Genomic DNA, 15,606 nt, shown 5'->3' with positions numbered 1-15,606 from the left:
TGCATCTTTTTTCACAGGCACATCCAAAATCACTTTGGATTCCTTTTCCAACAGCCGTAATGACCAGCGCGAATAGCCTTCAGGCGCAGGTCCGCAAGCCAGTTCAATGATTTTTGTTTCGGCTTCGCCATCGATTTTTTGGTTTGAGTGATTTGAACCTTAACCGCGTTTAAAAGTTAGGGCATCATCCAGGCCGTTGTTTACAAAAAGCCTGATCACATTGGCTACGGTTAAGGGGCAACGCGACTTTATTTTGCAATTTCTTTACGTTGGCGTGTTTTTCCGTGATTGACGTCGGCATCCAGTAAAATCTGACTGCGTTTCTTGGTGGTTTGACTGGTCGTTTTGTCTTTAAAGATCTTCTCAAGGAGGGTCACTTCGTCGTCATTCAAAGCAATAATGTATTTTATGTGTCGCATCATTTCACTTTTTTAACTAAATAGTACCAAAAAAGGAATTTTATTACAATAAACTTTGAAATCGTAGTTACGATGCACTAGTCTATGTTAATTTTCTTTGATATGTTTATATGGTACTCTTTTTAATATTTCACTTTGCTCAATTTCTTCTCTCTTTTTAAAATTTTCTCCAATTAATGAGAAAAGTTCTAATTTTTTTCTAAAAGCCAGCTTCCTAGAATCTTCACCATAAACTCTATTTTTTGATTCAAAATTAAAGGCAATCTCGCTTACAATCGGTTCAAGCACCCAATAACTAATTTCAAATACATCATCTGTTACTTTATGTGTTGTTTTCTCACCTCTTTCTGTTTCAACATAATGATACCCTTGGGCATCACTATAAATATAAGAACCATCATAGCCTAAATTAGGATGGCTGAAATATATCTCGTTAGAATAATAGTTTAAAGTTTTTATTTTTGGATTTATTTCTTTCTTCAAATCCATTGTATCCAATAATTTTAGGAGCTTCAAAATTAATCACACTTCCTTACTTTCCTATTTTTTCAATATACCCCTGTTGTAATAAATCCTTTATTTTCGCTGGCATGAAGAATTGAATTCCTCCACCTGGTTGATCAAACCAAGGGGCTACCCTTGCTTTTTCAATATCAGGTATCTCTTGCAAAACTCTATACTCCGTGTATTTAGACAAGTCGGTTCCTGGAGCAAGTGATAGTTGTTCTGGAGAAGTTCCACAAGGAGCGACGAACCTTCCTTTTTCTCCTCCAATTCTACCAAATGTATCTCCAGATCCCATGGATACTCTTTCCTCAGTCCCTAGTTCTGCACCATTATTCTTAGGCCAATAAATTTCTCCCGTTTCCTGATTATAATATTTAGGGTTATCATATACATGTTTGTACTCACTGTATAGACTAGTGCTTGGTCTATAGTGACCCCATTGAGTTAATTTTACTCGAGTTTCAGTGTCCAATCCTTTTGAGACATCTACCCAATATTGATTATATCTAATAGCATCTTCATCATTCATTTCTCCGAAAGTACTAACTAAATTAGAATGTATAGCGTCATCATTCGCTCTCCCAACACCTGCTGAGCTCTTCTCACCAATATTCCCCGACCTATCAACTTTCGTCGCACTAAGTGTCTTCGCTATACCCTCTGCATCATCACTCACTTTCGCAAGATCATCGGATGCCCCGGCCATCGCCGGTTTCCATTTGTTTGAGCTGACCGATGCTTTAGCATTATGGACAATTTTGGCTACATGTGCTTTAAATGCCTGGCTCTGCTCATGCACACTCGCTTTTTGCTCGGGTGAAATGGCGAGCCTGCGGGTGAAGAGATTCATCATGAACACGCCTTGAAGGAGGCTGCTTCTTTGCTCGTCTTCCGTCAGCTGTCTGCCGAACAGATCTCTGCCGGTGGTGGCCTGAGTGATGCCGTTTGCGGCGAGCAGGGCGGTGATTCCTTTTTCACTTTGGCTGAGCACTTTGAGTGTTTGGTTTGCCTGGTCGTAAGTGTTCAGTGCTTTACCGACTGCTTCCGTGCCGCGCGTCGTTTTGTAGAGGGCCGTGCCGCCTTTGGCGATCCGTCCGCCCCAGCCGATAATCGGGATAAATGTTGCCGCCGCCATGGCCCCGGCAGTGGCGCGTTCGCCGGCGCTCAGCTTTCGTCCGGTCTCCGGATCGATGCCTTCGACCGCCCTGAGATAATCATAATAGCCGGAGAGCTCACCGGCAAATGTGGCCATCGCAGATCCGGCTTTTTGATACCATGGCCGGTTTGCTTCCGCCTCTTTCTGCTTCTCCATCTCGCGAACATTTTCCTGCTGCTTTTTGTATTGCAGATAATTTCCCGTTACCTGCTTCATTTCATCCTGTGCCTGGTAAATAGCACTGCTACGCCAGGCTTCAGCGTTGAAATGCATCGGCTGCACGTCCGCACCCTGCTTCGTTGCGTGAATCAGTTCGCCATAAAGCGAGGCAATGTACGGCAGATCTTCGGTAATCTGATGGTATTCACTCGTCAGGCTCTGATCAAGATTCTGGACATCAAGCACCGTCTGCGCCCGCTTTTTTTCAGCCTCATCCAGTGCCTGATCCACATCATGATTAGAGAAAACGGGGATTGAAACAAGATCGGAAACACTGCGGAGGATTCGGGAAATCTGTTCGCGCTGATCCCTGATCATAGCTTTGGAACGGGCGTAGCCCATCATCAGATCTTCATTGAGAAAAGGGATTTGCACATGGGTCCTGCCACCTAACTGCCTGTCGTCAATCTCACCGGCAATGCCCCGATAATAAGCGACCTGCTTGTCCAGAAGTCTCAGCCAGGCATCAACGACTTGCACCTGCGCTGAATAGAAGTTTTTAATCGCGGTTGCGCCCTGCCCCTGGAAGTCGGAACCCAGTTCAGAGAGCTGCGTAAACGCTGTCCGGAGAGCATGGAACTGATCGCGAAGATTTTGATAAGTATCTGCCTGCGATTCAGCAGCAGCTTTGAGTGATTCCGCATCATAAACCTGAGTGCTGCCTGCCGAACCTGCGCCGCCATAACGGGCCGCCCTCATCTGATCACCTCGTCCTGCCGCTTCAGAAGGTCAACATTGGCCCGTGTATCACTGATATTTTTCTGCACACCGGCCAGATAGGCAGATAAAAGCCGTACCAGCATCTGTTCCCTTTCCCGCCAGGCTCCTGTTGCAGCCAGCCGATTACTGCCACAGGAAAAAGATCCCGGAGGCATCAAGCGACTGAGGGCCTGTTCCGCCTGGTCTATTCGACTCTTCACCACACTGTCATTGAGCTCAATCTTGTACATTAGAACAACCGCCTTTTAATAGATGTCAGATTGCGTTCCAGAGCATCTGCTGCTTTTTCCCCTCTGTCCAGCATTCGGCCGGCTTCCCTTGCCATACTGCCGGTTGACTGGAGAAAATCACTTTCCATCCGCAGCTCGCGAATTTTCGATTCAATCCCTCGCTGGTAGCCGTCTATGCTTGCTGTCATTCTGGCACGCATCCTGTCCTGCGCATCATCCCTTTTCCTTTGAAAAGAACGGGCATGGGAGCCAGTCCAGTGCGCTCCTGTTTCCGGCTGAGTCAGACGGCGGATCGCGTGCAGCGCCTCCGCCTGTTCTCGTCCCAGCTTTCTGTTGGCACGTTTCAGTCGTTCGATCTGATCGTCAAGTGCCGCGGAGCGATACGACAGCGTGCGAAAAATCATGTTCAGCGTTTCAGAAGCTCCCATGGAAACACCCCTTCCCGTTAAAAAGACCTGGCTGAGCCTGAGTTTTATGTACTCCCGTCCGGCCGGGTATGATTCCTTCTTCATACTGCATAAACAGCCGAATCTCCGCGAAAAAGTCCGGCCGGATTTTACTGATTTACTGTTGGTCTGACCGGCCTTTCGCTGATCAGTTTCTTCAAGGAGGTTCGCCATCTTCACGGGCTCCCTGTTGATGTATCCGGAAGCTACTGCATCAGCTGGAAAGAAGGCGAAGTCAGATATACTGATCCCGGAACGCCCCGCTTGAAGTGCCCTCCCAGAACTGTCCCGGCTGATCAATTATTCCGTTCAGCCTCTGATCAGATCTCCTGTATTCACCGATTCCTGTCCGTATTTGGCTGCGAAACTGCGTCATTCTCCCGGTATGATCCTGATCTGCCTGCCATGAAAAAAACTCCCAGGGGTTATTGCAGATCACAGTACGGCTGAAGGAGGGGCTTCATCATTTGGCATATATGAGACCATTTTGTGATGATTTTGTGAAGTAAGCACTTTCTTTCCCACATTATAAAACACATAATTTTTAAAAGAACACAGCCATAAGTCATGAAAAACCCCGAAATATCCCGCACGCTGAAAGGAAAACAGCTGAAATAGTCAGAAGATCATGCATCCTTTTTACTGGTATTACTTTTTACGCGCGACTTTTTGTTTCATTTGCTGCTTACCAATGAGTACCCTGAACCCTGTGATCAGGATCCGGCAGAGATTTTTGTACAATAAAGCTCTTCCGCTCTCTTCCGGGTTTTTCCAAACCGAAAGAGTCACAGAAGAGCTCTCAATGTGATCGATACTATATAATGAACCGCTGGACTATCCATGAACGCACAGATCCACGTGAAGACGCCCGCTTCGCCTCTGAACGGAAACACGGTGATCGTAAAAATCTGTCATCACCTCAGGCGTCATGACTTCACCTGTTTTTCCGGATTTAAAAACCGTCCCCGCCTTAAGCAGTAAAGTATGTTCAAAGCATGGCAGAATTTCTTCAACATGGTGCGTCACGAATATCAGAGACGGTGCCTCTGCTGAATGGGCCAGGCGGGAGATCAGGGACAGCAATTGCTCTCTGGCAAAGAGATCCAGTCCGTTACAGGGTTCATCAAGGATCAGAAGCTCCGGGTCAGCCATTAATGCCCGGGCAATCAGAACGCGCTGCTTTTCGCCCTGAGACAGAAGTCCGAATGCTCTGCCCGCAAACGATGAGCATCCCAGCCTGTTTAATAAAGCCTGAGCTTTTTCACATTCATCCGGTGACACGCTGTCGTAAAGACCGATAGAGGCAAATCGGCCGCTGAGGACAATGGACTCCGGATCATCAGCCGGCCTGATTCTTTCTGAAAGTGCTGAACTGACCCAGCCGATTTTCTTGCGTAATTCGCGCAGATCGTATGATCCGAACGGCTTGTTCAGCACGGAAAGTGAACCGCTTGTCGGCCAGATGTAACCGTTGATCATCTTGAGCAGGGTGGTTTTGCCTGATCCGTTCAGACCGACCAGCGACCAATATTCTCCTTTTTGTATCTGCCAGTCCACATGATGGAGAATAGTACGATCCGCCCGCACCCAACTGACATCTCTGGCGTCAATGATCATTTACCGTTCCACCCTTCAAAACGGGCCGGCCTTTGACGAAGGCCCGGCCGCCAAATGTTTGATCCGGGGCAGTTCATCAGAATCTGCATGGCCGCCGCAGATCATGAAACCAACATGCCGGACGGTCACATAAACCTGATACCTGATCCCCAATGTTCTTCCCCCTTTCTCCCGTTCCAATCCGGGTTTATCCGGCTTATTGTGTAACGTTTGCCGTGATGTCTGCTGCGTCCTGCTTGCCTTCTTTAACAAACGGCATCAGGCGGCGCAGCTCGCGTCCAACCTGTTCCAGCTGGGAATTATTTTCTTTTTGCTGAAGTGCATTGAACATCGGGCGTCCGACTTTATTTTCAAGAACCCAGTCACGGGCAAACTTACCCGACTGGATATTCTCCAGGACCTTTTTCATCCGCGCTTTTACGCCTTCATCGATGACATAACGCCCGACGGTGAAATCGCCGAATTTCGATGTATCCGAGCAGGAGTAACGCATACCGGTTAACCCGTTTTCATAGATCAGATCGGTGAGCATTTTCATCTCGTGGCAGGTTTCAAAATAGGCATTTTCCGGCTGATAGCCCGCTTCAACAAGCGTTTCAAAGCCTGCCTCAATCAGGTGCGTCAAGCCGCCCATCAGTACGGCCTGTTCGCCAAACAGGTCAGTTTCCGTCTCTTCTTTGAATGTGGTTTTCAGCACACCGGCACGTGCCGCACCCAGTCCTTTGGCCCAGGCAAGCGCCAGAGCTTCCGCGTCACCTGACGCATTTTGATGAACCGCGTAGAATGCCGGAACGCCGCCTCCGTTCAGGTATTCACGGCGACAGAAGTGACCCGGACCTTTCGGTGCGACCATAAAGACATCGACATCCTTCGGCGGAACGATCTGAGTAAAATGGATGTTGAAGCCGTGCGAAAAGGCGAGTGCATTTCCAGGTTCAAGTCCCTCCGCCACTTCTTTGTTATACACCTCCGGCTGACGTTCATCCGGGAGCAGCATCATCACGACATCCGCTTCAGCAGCAGCCTCCCGAACCGTCTTTACTGTAAAACCATCCCGCACTGCTTTGTCCCAGGATTTGCCCGGACGCGCGCCGATTGTCACTGAAAACCCGCTGTCGCGCAGGTTCTGGGCCTGTGAGTGCCCCTGTGAGCCATACCCGAGTACCGCGATTTTCCTGCCGCGCAAAACCTGATCATCGATATCGTTATCATAGTAAACAGTTGCTGTCATTTTCATATCTCCTTCGTTTTTTTAATTTCCAATATTCCGTCTTTTCATTTTGCAGCTTTCATACGAACACTTTTTTCAGTAGGGGGTGCAACAGCATAGACATCCACCAGTTTTTCCGCCTGCCGGATAAAGCGCTCTACCTGCTGCTCACGTTCTGCCACCAGGGTCAGGCGCAGGTGAAACCGCGCGTCTTGTCGTTCAGCATCCATACCGGCAATAGACAAATTGCCGCGTGCCAGAAGCATCGTCACCCGTGCGAGAACATCAGGACCCGGTGCTGTCTCAACGATTAATGTCTGTTTCATGTGATCACGCTCCCGTCATTTCCATCAATCCTTTACCAGGAGGAACCATCGGTGTTACATTTTCCATCTGCTTCACGACGCAGTCAATCAGTATCGGCGTATCCGCTTCAAGAGCGGCTTTGATGGTTTCTGACGCTTTGCCCGGATCGGAAAGGCGCCGGGCGGTAATGCCGTAACTTTCCGCGAGGCGGACAAAATCAGGCTGTACATCCGGAATAGATGCCGCGTACCGCTCACCGTAGAAAGATTCCTGCCACTGGCGCACCATGCCCAGCGTATGATTGTTCAAAATAAAGATGTTCACCGGAAGTTTCTGTCCGGCAATCACAGCCAGCTCCTGAATCGTCATCTGAAAACCACCATCGCCGAGGATAGCCACAACTTTTTTCCCGGGTGCGGCTATTTGCGCACCGATCGCTGCAGGAAGGCCGTAACCCATCGTACCCAGTCCGCCTGAGGAGACCAGATGTCCCGGGGACTCGATCCGGTAATACTGGGCAGTCCACATCTGGTGCTGTCCGACATCGGTCGCGACCACCGCATCAGGACCGGCAAAACGGCAGATTCTCTCGATAACGTACTGGGGCAGCAGCTCCCTTTTCGACTGCTGGTGATCGTAATGCAGCGGATGTGCCGCCCTATAATCGCGCAGATGATTCAGCCAGCTGCCGTGATCCGGGAGCGGAGCGTTCAGCGCCTCCTCCAGTTGACAGAGCACCGTGCCGGCATCGCCGACCAGGCCATAATCGGTCTTTACCACTTTTCCAATTTCCGACGGATCAATATCCACATGGGCAACCTGTGCATCCGGAGCAAATTTTTCAATATTCCCGGTCAGCCGGTCATCGAACCGCGAGCCGATATTGACGAGCAGATCGCACTCGGAAAGCGCCATGTTGGCCGCAAACGTGCCATGCATGCCGCCCATCCCGAGAAACAGCGGATGAGATCCGGGAAAGCTGCCGAGACCGAGAAAAGTCGTCACAACCGGTAAATGACAGCGTTCAGCAAAATCCCGAAGCCGGTCAGCTGCACCGGAATGAATGACGCCTGCCCCGGAAAGCAGCACCGGTCGTTCAGCGGTTTGCAGCGCAGCAGCCAGTCTCTGTACAGCCCGGATATCTGCTGTTTTCGTCACATGATAACCGGGCAGCACAACATCATGGATAGACTCCGGGACGTTCTCCAGACTACCTGCGCAAATATCCTTTGGCAGATCCACCAGAACCGGACCCGGACGTCCGCTTGTTGCGAGATAAAACGCTTCAGCAACAACTTCCGGCAGTTCGTCTGCACTTCGGACCCGGAAATTATGCTTCGTTGCCGGAGCGGTCATACTGACCACGTCCGCTTCCTGGAACGCATCGGTATTGATTGCACCGCGCGTCACCTGTCCGGTAAAGACAACCAGGGGGAGTGAATCGATCAGCGCATCCATCAGACCCGTAATCAGATTTGTCGCGCCCGGACCGCTCGTTGCCAGCACGACACCCGGTTTCCCCGAAACCCTGGCATAACCCTCCGCCGCATGCACCGCACCCTGCTCATGTCTCGTCAGGATGTGGCGCATATGATGCCGGTAAACCGCATCATAAATCGGCAGAACCGCTCCGCCCGGATAGCCGAACAGGACGTCCGTTCCCGACCGGCTGATCAGACGCATCAGAGCATCTGCCCCCGTATCCCTGTCATGTCCCGCCTTTACAGTCAATTCAGGTTCCTCCTCTCTTTTTCTGTCTGAGGCACTTCATCCTTTCTGTATATGTTCTGCCTCAATCCCTTTGATCTCTACTTCCGGTCAACCTGGAAATGAAATTTATGGGATTGGCACAAATGTTAAGCACTTTGAAAAATTCAGTCAACCCCCTTTTGCCTGATTTTCGGGTCTTTTTTAAGCGCTCTTATAGAAGAAAAATATTTTTATTTTTTTTGTGATCCAGCATTTTCCCTGCTTTTGCCCGGGTTATCCTTAAAAATAGTTTTCTGCACTGTGTTTGAGTTGACACAGCTCGCGTGCCATGATATATTAACTTTACAAATTAATGTGACAATTCAGGTAAGGAGTAGTTTAAATGATTTACCCAATCCAGCAAACGCACAACGTCATTTTGATTATTAGTTAGGGTTCCGGCATTCGTTGAAAAACGTGAAATGCCTGAACCCGGATTTGCGTTGGATGGGTTCAGGAAAGCCGCCCATTCAATCACGAATGGGCGGCTTTTTCGTTGCTGCATTTGGCACCTGAATTTTTTCAGAAAAGGGAGGCAGTCAGCTGTGCATCATCTGTTCTGTATGATCCAAAATAATCGATCCCGTTTCGTCCGATTTCTGCTCATTATGTTCGGCCATGTTTTCCGGCACCGTCAGATCCGGACATCGATCTTTTCTTCTGAAAGACCGAAATATCAGCCAGCGGGCCTTTTATCTGTCACGCTGTCCGAAAACATCCGTGATCCTGCCTTCCGTCTGCACACGGGACAGACCGCGCGCCTCAGAAGGGCATCCTTTCTGAATCCCCTTCTGCCTCACTGCGTCATGGCCCGCGGTCCGGACACCAAACCCGGATCAGCACACGGCGTAATCGCCTCCCTTGATTCCTGTGATCCATTGACCATTTTCGGGACGGGCAAAGCAGCACTCCGGAGCATGCCGCTCTGCCCCAATGACGGCACGCTTTTACAAAGGGTGGCAAGAAGGCCCGTGGATGGATTCACGATAAGCGAACCGTTTCATTACAGGTGCCATGCGAAAATCAGGCACTCCCTGAGACAAATTATACGGTTGGTTTAGATATATGAGCGTAGCCGATTTAGCCATCAGCTCTGAGGGTATGAAATACGCTGCTTTTGATGCGAGAAAGTTAGAAAAACAGGTGGCACCATGGCAATCGACTTGCAGCCGTCGGCGTCACCTGGCTAACGTGAAAGTCGCTTTTGATCAGCATCATAAAGTCTTGCCCCACACATGAATGAGAAGACTTCGCTAACTGGCAGAAAGCGAGACAACGTAAACTCGACTTCGACAGTTTCCAGGTACACAAAAGTCCGAAAAAAGGCGACAGATAGCCTGTTTTCGGACTTTTGATTTTTATATGTGTGTATCTAAGATTTAAGGTCGATTCGACTTATCTTTCGAGGAACCTTTATCCCAAGAGTCTTAATGATTTCATGCTGTTTTGCGGTGATTTCCGTCCTTTGATAGAAGTCTCCTTTTTTCGAAGAAAATTTGCCCAAAACCATCTGATCCATGGTATGTTTCAGTTTTGGCCAGGTTTCACCGGTCTTCAGTTCCGCCAGCCGAATGAGAAGCAGAGCCAGCCAGTTCAGCAAAACGTGCGTCTTAATCCGATCCTCGATCCGATGGTACATCGGTCGAAGACAGAGTGTAGACTTTAAGGTTCGGAATCCATTTTCTACAGCCATCAGGTTCTTGTATCCCAGCGCCACTTCTTCTGCGGGCAGGGTGTCATCCGATGTTCGAATTAGGTATTTCCCGTCATAGCGCGCTGCATCTCGAAGCGCCTGCCGATTAATTCTCAGCTGCCCGCCCTTCAGCTGGCGAAGATAACGACCATAAAGCTTATGTGACCGCAGGGCACAGGCCGCTTTGGTATACGTCTTTTCAGGCAACTGATGTAAGTCTTCCAGAGCCATCTCCAAATCACGAACCAGTCGTTCCCGCTGTTTCTTATCTTTCTCTGCTTCTTTTGAGTTGTAGGCGAGGATAAAACGCTGCCGCTTTTCTCCGTCCCCGACGACAATCTCCTTAACTTCAAGAGGGTTGCGAACCTTTTGATAACGTCCCTTACGGGACATTGCTTCATCCACAATTTTCTTACCGGAACGCATGGGCTCACCAACAATATAATGCCCTCCGGCACGCTGCAGCGTCGTTAGATTGTCCTCCGTGGAAAAGCCACGGTCCATCACACTGATCACCCGTCCCAGCTTCCAGCCAACCAAATCCTTTTTGGCCTCTTCAACGACTGTTTTATCCGCCGTGTTACCTGGCCAGACCCAACATCGGATGGGCAAGCCTTCCTTCGTAACGGCCATGCCGATGACCACCTGCAGCAGATCCGAACGTTTGTCTTTGGAATAGCCCAGCTTTCGCAGATTTTCCTTTTCCGGAGCTTCCTGGGGCTCAACCTCAAAGTAGGACGAGGTTGTATCAAAATAGATCAGGTCGACTTCAAGATTCAGTAGATTCGCTGTCGAAAAATAAACCTGTTCCTCCAGCTGGCTGCGCATTTCCAGGAGTAAATCCATGGCACGGTAAAACTGATGGACATGTGCCTCATTGAGTCCGGGCAGTGCCACTTCATCCTGTATCCACTCCTCAAGCCCCAGCTTGCTTGTTGGATCCAGAGCTCGATTGGCCACCATAGCGAAGATGAGTCGTTCGACGTCGATATCATGTTTACGACCCGCCAATAATTCATGAATGATTTGATCCATGCTCAGCATTTTCCAGAGCTGATCCAGTGTCCAGACTCCACCCAGCCTTTTGGATGCTTTGAAAGCAAAATCAGCCGCCTGACCAATCTTAGACTGAGCCCGCAGGGCTTCTTCAGGAGAGAGATACCTTGAAATGCTTTCCACCAGCCGACGGAGCGCGTCAACATCCAGTTGATCCTCGCGACCGAACGAATAAATCACCCTTGCTTTGGCATATTTGGCCTTGGAATCCCACTCATTTTGAGCTAGCTGCAGATAGGCTACTGTACGACCATCTTTATTTTTTCGAGAAACCCTTCGTAAGTACATGCCTATATTATATTACAGGTGAGTTTCAACATCAAGCATAGTTATCCACAGATGTGTGCCTATGGATAACTTTTGGATGACCTATTATACACATGTGGATAATTAAAAAAAATCCCTAGAACAAGGGATTCCTTTAATCGCTCACTTGAAAGATTGTGCCTACAACTGTCGGAGTCGAGTTAAAGCGTTAAACTCAAACGTCATAAGTCTTTGTCTGGGAGACTGGACGTGAAGCGGTCCCCAAAAATGATCCGGAGTTGCGCCCTGCATTCAAACCATCCTGGAATGGCTAACGTCCACTTTTTTGTGATGTCCATCGTAGCCAGATAGATAATCTTTCGCAACGCATCATCGGTAGGGTAAGCATTCTTTGACTTGGTCACTTTTCTGAGTTGACGGTGGAACCCTTCAACGGTGTTGGTTGTATAAATTATCTTTCTGATTTCAGTTGGATACTCAAAATAAGCTGTGAGTTCTAACCAGTTGGTCTCCCAGGATGCAATAACTCTTGGATATTTATCCGCCCAATTTTTCTTGACCTCCTCAAAGGCTAATTCTGCCTGTTCAATAGTAAAGGCTTTATAGACTTTTTTAATATTGTTGAGAAAAGGCTGGCGATTTTTAGTCGATATATACTTGATACTGTTGCGCAACTGGTGAATCACACAGAGCTGAATGCGCGTCTTTGGGAAGGCCGCATTGATGGCTTCGGAGAAGCCGGAAAGCCCGTCTTTACAGGCAATGAGGATGTCTTCGACACCTCGGCTTTTCAAGTCATTGCAGACGCTAAGCCAGAAACTGGCACTCTCATTTTCACCAATCCAGAGCCCGAGAATATCTTTCATTCCTTCCGTATTGATGCCAAGTACGGTGTACGCAGCCTTATTCACAATCCGATGATCCTGCTTCACTTTGAAGTGAATGGCATCCAGATAAACGATCGTGTAGACTTTCTCTAAGGGACGAGAATGCCAGTCATAGATAAGGGGAAGCACTTTATCGGTAACCTTACTCACCATGGCTGGTGAAACACTGATCCCATAGAGATCGCGCATATGATCTTCAATATCGCGGGTAGACATCCCTTTAGCATACAAGCCAATAATTTGATGATCCAAACCGTTCAGGGCGGTCTCATGTTTCTTAATAATTTGGGGTTTAAAGGCCCCATTTCGATCTCTTGGAATGTCCAGGGTCATGTTTCCATACTTGGATTTGATCGACTTCTTACTGTAACCATTGCGGCTGTTTCCAGAATTATTTCCTACAAAAGCGTGCTTCTCGTAACCCAAATGATGGTCCATTTCAGCTTCAAAAATCACTTGAAGGGTCTCTTTGAATAAATCACGAATCATTGTTTGGACATCATCGACACTTTCACATTGGCTGGCAAGTTCATGAATTGTCATGTTACCGTAGTTGCGATAATTTTGCATAAATGGTCAGCTCCTTTTAGAGTTAAGTATTACCATTTACACATAGTCAAATACGTTCTCTTTTGAACTTAGATTTCCTTATATTTTATGCTTCATCAATTTTGTCCCCATCCTTATATGCTGGTTTTTTAAGATGGAACATGATTCGAATTATGAAAATCAATAAGATGACGACACCGATTATGAAGATGGTATCCGGAACAGAACGAATAAGAAGAAGGTTTTGCACAGATTCTTGCTGTAAGAATTCGCTCGTTCTGGAAGCCCAGTAGCCTTTATCAAAGGCTTCTTTGAATTGAATGAACCCTATCGGTGTAAGGGCTACAAAGACCATACCAAACAAACCAATATTCATCAACCAGAAGGACCATTTAATCCATTTGTCATTCCAAAATTCTGGTTTAACTACATTGCGGAGGGAGTAAAGGAGAACCGCAATGGCAAACATTCCGTATACACCCATCATGGCTGCGTGAGCGTGGGCAGGGGTGAGCTGTTGTCCATGTTCAAAGTAGTTCACGGCAGGTAGATTAACCAAAAATCCTGTTACACCTGCGCCAACGATATTCCAAATCGCCGTGGCAAGTAGAAACCAAAATGTTGATTTGTAAGGGAAATCAACGCCACCATCGCGCATCATCTTATATTGATCATGTGCTTCAAAAATTAATAGTGTTAATGGGATGATTTCCAGCGCACTAAAGACCGCACCGATGGCAATCCACATCTCAGGTGCACCATTATAATAGTAATGGTGCCCAATTCCTAATACACCCGATCCGAGTAGTAGAGTAATTTGGAAATAGAACATGCGAACGACAGATTTCTTTGTAACTAATTTTAAACTGATGAGTAAATAACCAATCATAACAACAGCAAATACTTCAAAAATACCTTCTACCCAAAGATGAACAACCCACCAGCGCCAATAGTCGGACATGGTGTAACTCATGTCTGGCGTAATAAATAGGGCAGCAATGTAAAAGGCTGGAACAGCAATGGATGCATAGAACAATAGGTGAATTAAGCCGCCTTTATCTCGCTCATATTTTAATCCATTTTTAATCCCACGGTAGACGATGAACAACCAGATGGCCATACCAAGGACAAAGGCAATTTGCCATCCCCGTCCCATTTCGAGGTATTCCCATCCTTGGTGCCCAAAAAGGAACCACATATTTCCTAAATATCCATTAATCCCAAACCATTCACCGATAATCGATCCACCAACAACGATGACTAAAGCCCAGAATAAAATATCAACAAGTAAGCCTTGGCGTTTTGGTTCAATTCCACCGACACTTGGTGCAAGGAAAATCCCCATGCCTAGCCAGGAGGTTGCAATCCAGAATATCGCTAATTGAAGATGATACCCTTTGGCCACACCAAATGGTAATAGTTGATAAATCCATTTCATACCGAAAAATGCATCTGGTTCTGTATAATAGTGGGCAAGTAATGCACCGAACATAACTTGAACAAAGAACATCATGACGACTAATAGGAAGAACTTTGCCGATTTTACTTGGGATACGGTCACCTTTTTCTTTTTCAGATTATATATCGGATAATTCTCCAGCATATAAGCGGGTTCCATTTCAAAATGATACTTTTTGTAAACATATAAAATAGCAGCAATAAATAGGGCAAAGATGGTAATACTTACACCGCTCCAAATAATGGCTGAATATGAGACGGTATTTCCGGCATCTTCATAATATGGCCAGTTGTTTGTATAGGAAATATCTTCACCTGGGCGGTTTGTACTGGATAACCAGGCTGTCCAAACAAAGAATTCGGAAATTTGCTCGATTTGATCACCTTCAGCAACATATGCTCGGTTTGCTTCTGGAAGATCAGATTCTTGGATGAGTCCCTTTTGTAATCCCCAGCCATCGCCATTTGTAAAAATATTCTGATAATAAAGTTTTACTTGTTCTATTGCATATACTTGGGCATCGTTAGCATATAATACATTTTCTTCTTTAATGAATCGATTTTCACGCATTTCTTTGACGGCTTTATCTTTGATGATGGCCTGTTTATCTTCAGCTAAGTTGTTGTACGAATCCCCATATTCATGACGGGCGTAGTAGTCTTGCATGCCTTCTGTATAGATTTTTAAAGCTTCAGCAGTATAGTCCGGACCCATATAAGAGCCATTACCTAGAACGGTTCCGTAGTCCATTAAACCATATTTTTGAAAAACTGCTTTTCCACCCCGGATGGAATCATCAGTCATAATGACGTTTCCTTCTGTGTCTACCACCTTTCCTGGAATAGGGGCTTGGTTTTTAAAAATCCAAAATCCGCCCACAATCAAAACGGTAAAGCTAATGACCAATGTAATGATTGTTATCGATTTCAACAAGCCATTTACTGTTGTGGGTTTCCCTTCTTTGTATTTCTTATCTTGGATATGCATCCTTCATTCTCCTTTCATATCTATCTACGAACGTAAATTATTGTTTAATAGTTCCCACTCCAAGATCCATTGTGAGCGATGTCATTTAAAAAAAACTTGATAGAAATCAAGTTTTGGCTTACAACATAC

At 47.0% G+C, this 15,606-nt stretch carries 14 protein-coding genes; 1 reads left to right on the top strand and 13 read right to left on the bottom strand.

The window, feature by feature from the left end; genetic code table 11:
* Positions 1-248: 248 nt before the first annotated feature.
* The 10 genes from ABNN70_RS06900 to ilvB all read right to left on the bottom strand — a co-directional run bounded on the left by ABNN70_RS06900 (position 249) and on the right by ilvB (position 8,561).
* Positions 249-419: a hypothetical protein gene (locus ABNN70_RS06900; protein WP_353949240.1), complete on the bottom strand. Its 171-nt coding sequence runs from the start codon at positions 417-419 to the stop codon at positions 249-251.
* 87 nt (positions 420-506) lie between these two features.
* Positions 507-902, bottom strand: coding sequence for an Imm63 family immunity protein (locus tag ABNN70_RS06895; RefSeq protein ID WP_353949239.1), 396 nt, complete (start codon positions 900-902; stop codon positions 507-509).
* Positions 903-951: 49 nt separating this feature from the next.
* On the bottom strand, positions 952-3,000 hold the full coding sequence (locus ABNN70_RS06890; protein ID WP_353949238.1) for a T7SS effector LXG polymorphic toxin: 2,049 nt from the start codon (positions 2,998-3,000) through the stop codon (positions 952-954).
* Positions 2,997-3,251 carry a DUF5344 family protein gene (locus tag ABNN70_RS06885; protein WP_129930564.1) on the bottom strand — a complete coding sequence of 85 codons (255 nt, stop codon included), beginning with the start codon at positions 3,249-3,251 and terminating at the stop codon, positions 2,997-2,999. The genes ABNN70_RS06890 and ABNN70_RS06885 overlap by 4 nt, the downstream gene beginning before the upstream one ends.
* Positions 3,251-3,679 (bottom strand): DUF5082 family protein, encoded by a 429-nt coding sequence (locus tag ABNN70_RS06880; protein ID WP_353949237.1) that lies wholly within the window; start codon positions 3,677-3,679, stop codon positions 3,251-3,253. Before ABNN70_RS06880 ends, ABNN70_RS06885 begins: the two co-directional genes overlap by 1 nt.
* A gap of 852 nt (positions 3,680-4,531) precedes the next feature.
* On the bottom strand, positions 4,532-5,314 hold the full coding sequence (locus ABNN70_RS06875; RefSeq protein ID WP_353949236.1) for an ABC transporter ATP-binding protein: 783 nt from the start codon (positions 5,312-5,314) through the stop codon (positions 4,532-4,534).
* Between the two features lie 15 nt (positions 5,315-5,329).
* Entirely contained in the window at positions 5,330-5,467 is a 138-nt protein-coding gene (locus tag ABNN70_RS06870) for a hypothetical protein (RefSeq protein ID WP_353949235.1), read from the bottom strand.
* Positions 5,468-5,510: 43 nt separating this feature from the next.
* Positions 5,511-6,545 (bottom strand): ketol-acid reductoisomerase, encoded by a 1,035-nt coding sequence (gene ilvC, locus ABNN70_RS06865; RefSeq protein ID WP_353949234.1) that lies wholly within the window; start codon positions 6,543-6,545, stop codon positions 5,511-5,513.
* A gap of 44 nt (positions 6,546-6,589) precedes the next feature.
* Positions 6,590-6,850, bottom strand: coding sequence for an ACT domain-containing protein (locus tag ABNN70_RS06860; protein WP_129930572.1), 261 nt, complete (start codon positions 6,848-6,850; stop codon positions 6,590-6,592).
* Between the two features lie 4 nt (positions 6,851-6,854).
* Positions 6,855-8,561 carry a biosynthetic-type acetolactate synthase large subunit gene (gene ilvB, locus ABNN70_RS06855; protein ID WP_353949233.1) on the bottom strand — a complete coding sequence of 569 codons (1,707 nt, stop codon included), beginning with the start codon at positions 8,559-8,561 and terminating at the stop codon, positions 6,855-6,857.
* A gap of 563 nt (positions 8,562-9,124) precedes the next feature.
* On the opposite strand from ilvB, the gene ABNN70_RS06850 reads away from it, so the two are divergent.
* Entirely contained in the window at positions 9,125-9,640 is a 516-nt protein-coding gene (locus tag ABNN70_RS06850; protein ID WP_353949232.1) for a hypothetical protein, read from the top strand.
* A gap of 311 nt (positions 9,641-9,951) precedes the next feature.
* On the opposite strand, the gene ABNN70_RS06845 is transcribed toward ABNN70_RS06850, so the two are convergent.
* The 3 genes from ABNN70_RS06845 to ABNN70_RS06835 form a co-directional block, all read right to left on the bottom strand.
* Positions 9,952-11,616, bottom strand: a complete 1,665-nt coding sequence (locus ABNN70_RS06845; RefSeq protein WP_353949231.1) for an IS1634 family transposase — start codon at positions 11,614-11,616, stop codon at positions 9,952-9,954.
* Between the two features lie 200 nt (positions 11,617-11,816).
* A complete protein-coding gene (locus ABNN70_RS06840) occupies positions 11,817-13,052 on the bottom strand; it encodes an IS256 family transposase (protein WP_353949230.1) in 1,236 nt (411 codons plus the stop codon).
* 85 nt (positions 13,053-13,137) lie between these two features.
* Positions 13,138-15,477, bottom strand: coding sequence for a nitric-oxide reductase large subunit (locus tag ABNN70_RS06835; protein WP_353949229.1), 2,340 nt, complete (start codon positions 15,475-15,477; stop codon positions 13,138-13,140).
* Between the last annotated feature and the right edge of the window lie 129 nt (positions 15,478-15,606).

The sequence above is a fragment of the Sporolactobacillus sp. Y61 genome (assembly GCF_040529185.1).
Classification (GTDB): Bacteria; Bacillota; Bacilli; order Bacillales; family Sporolactobacillaceae; genus Sporolactobacillus.
This window is presented reverse-complemented; position numbering and strand designations above follow the sequence as displayed.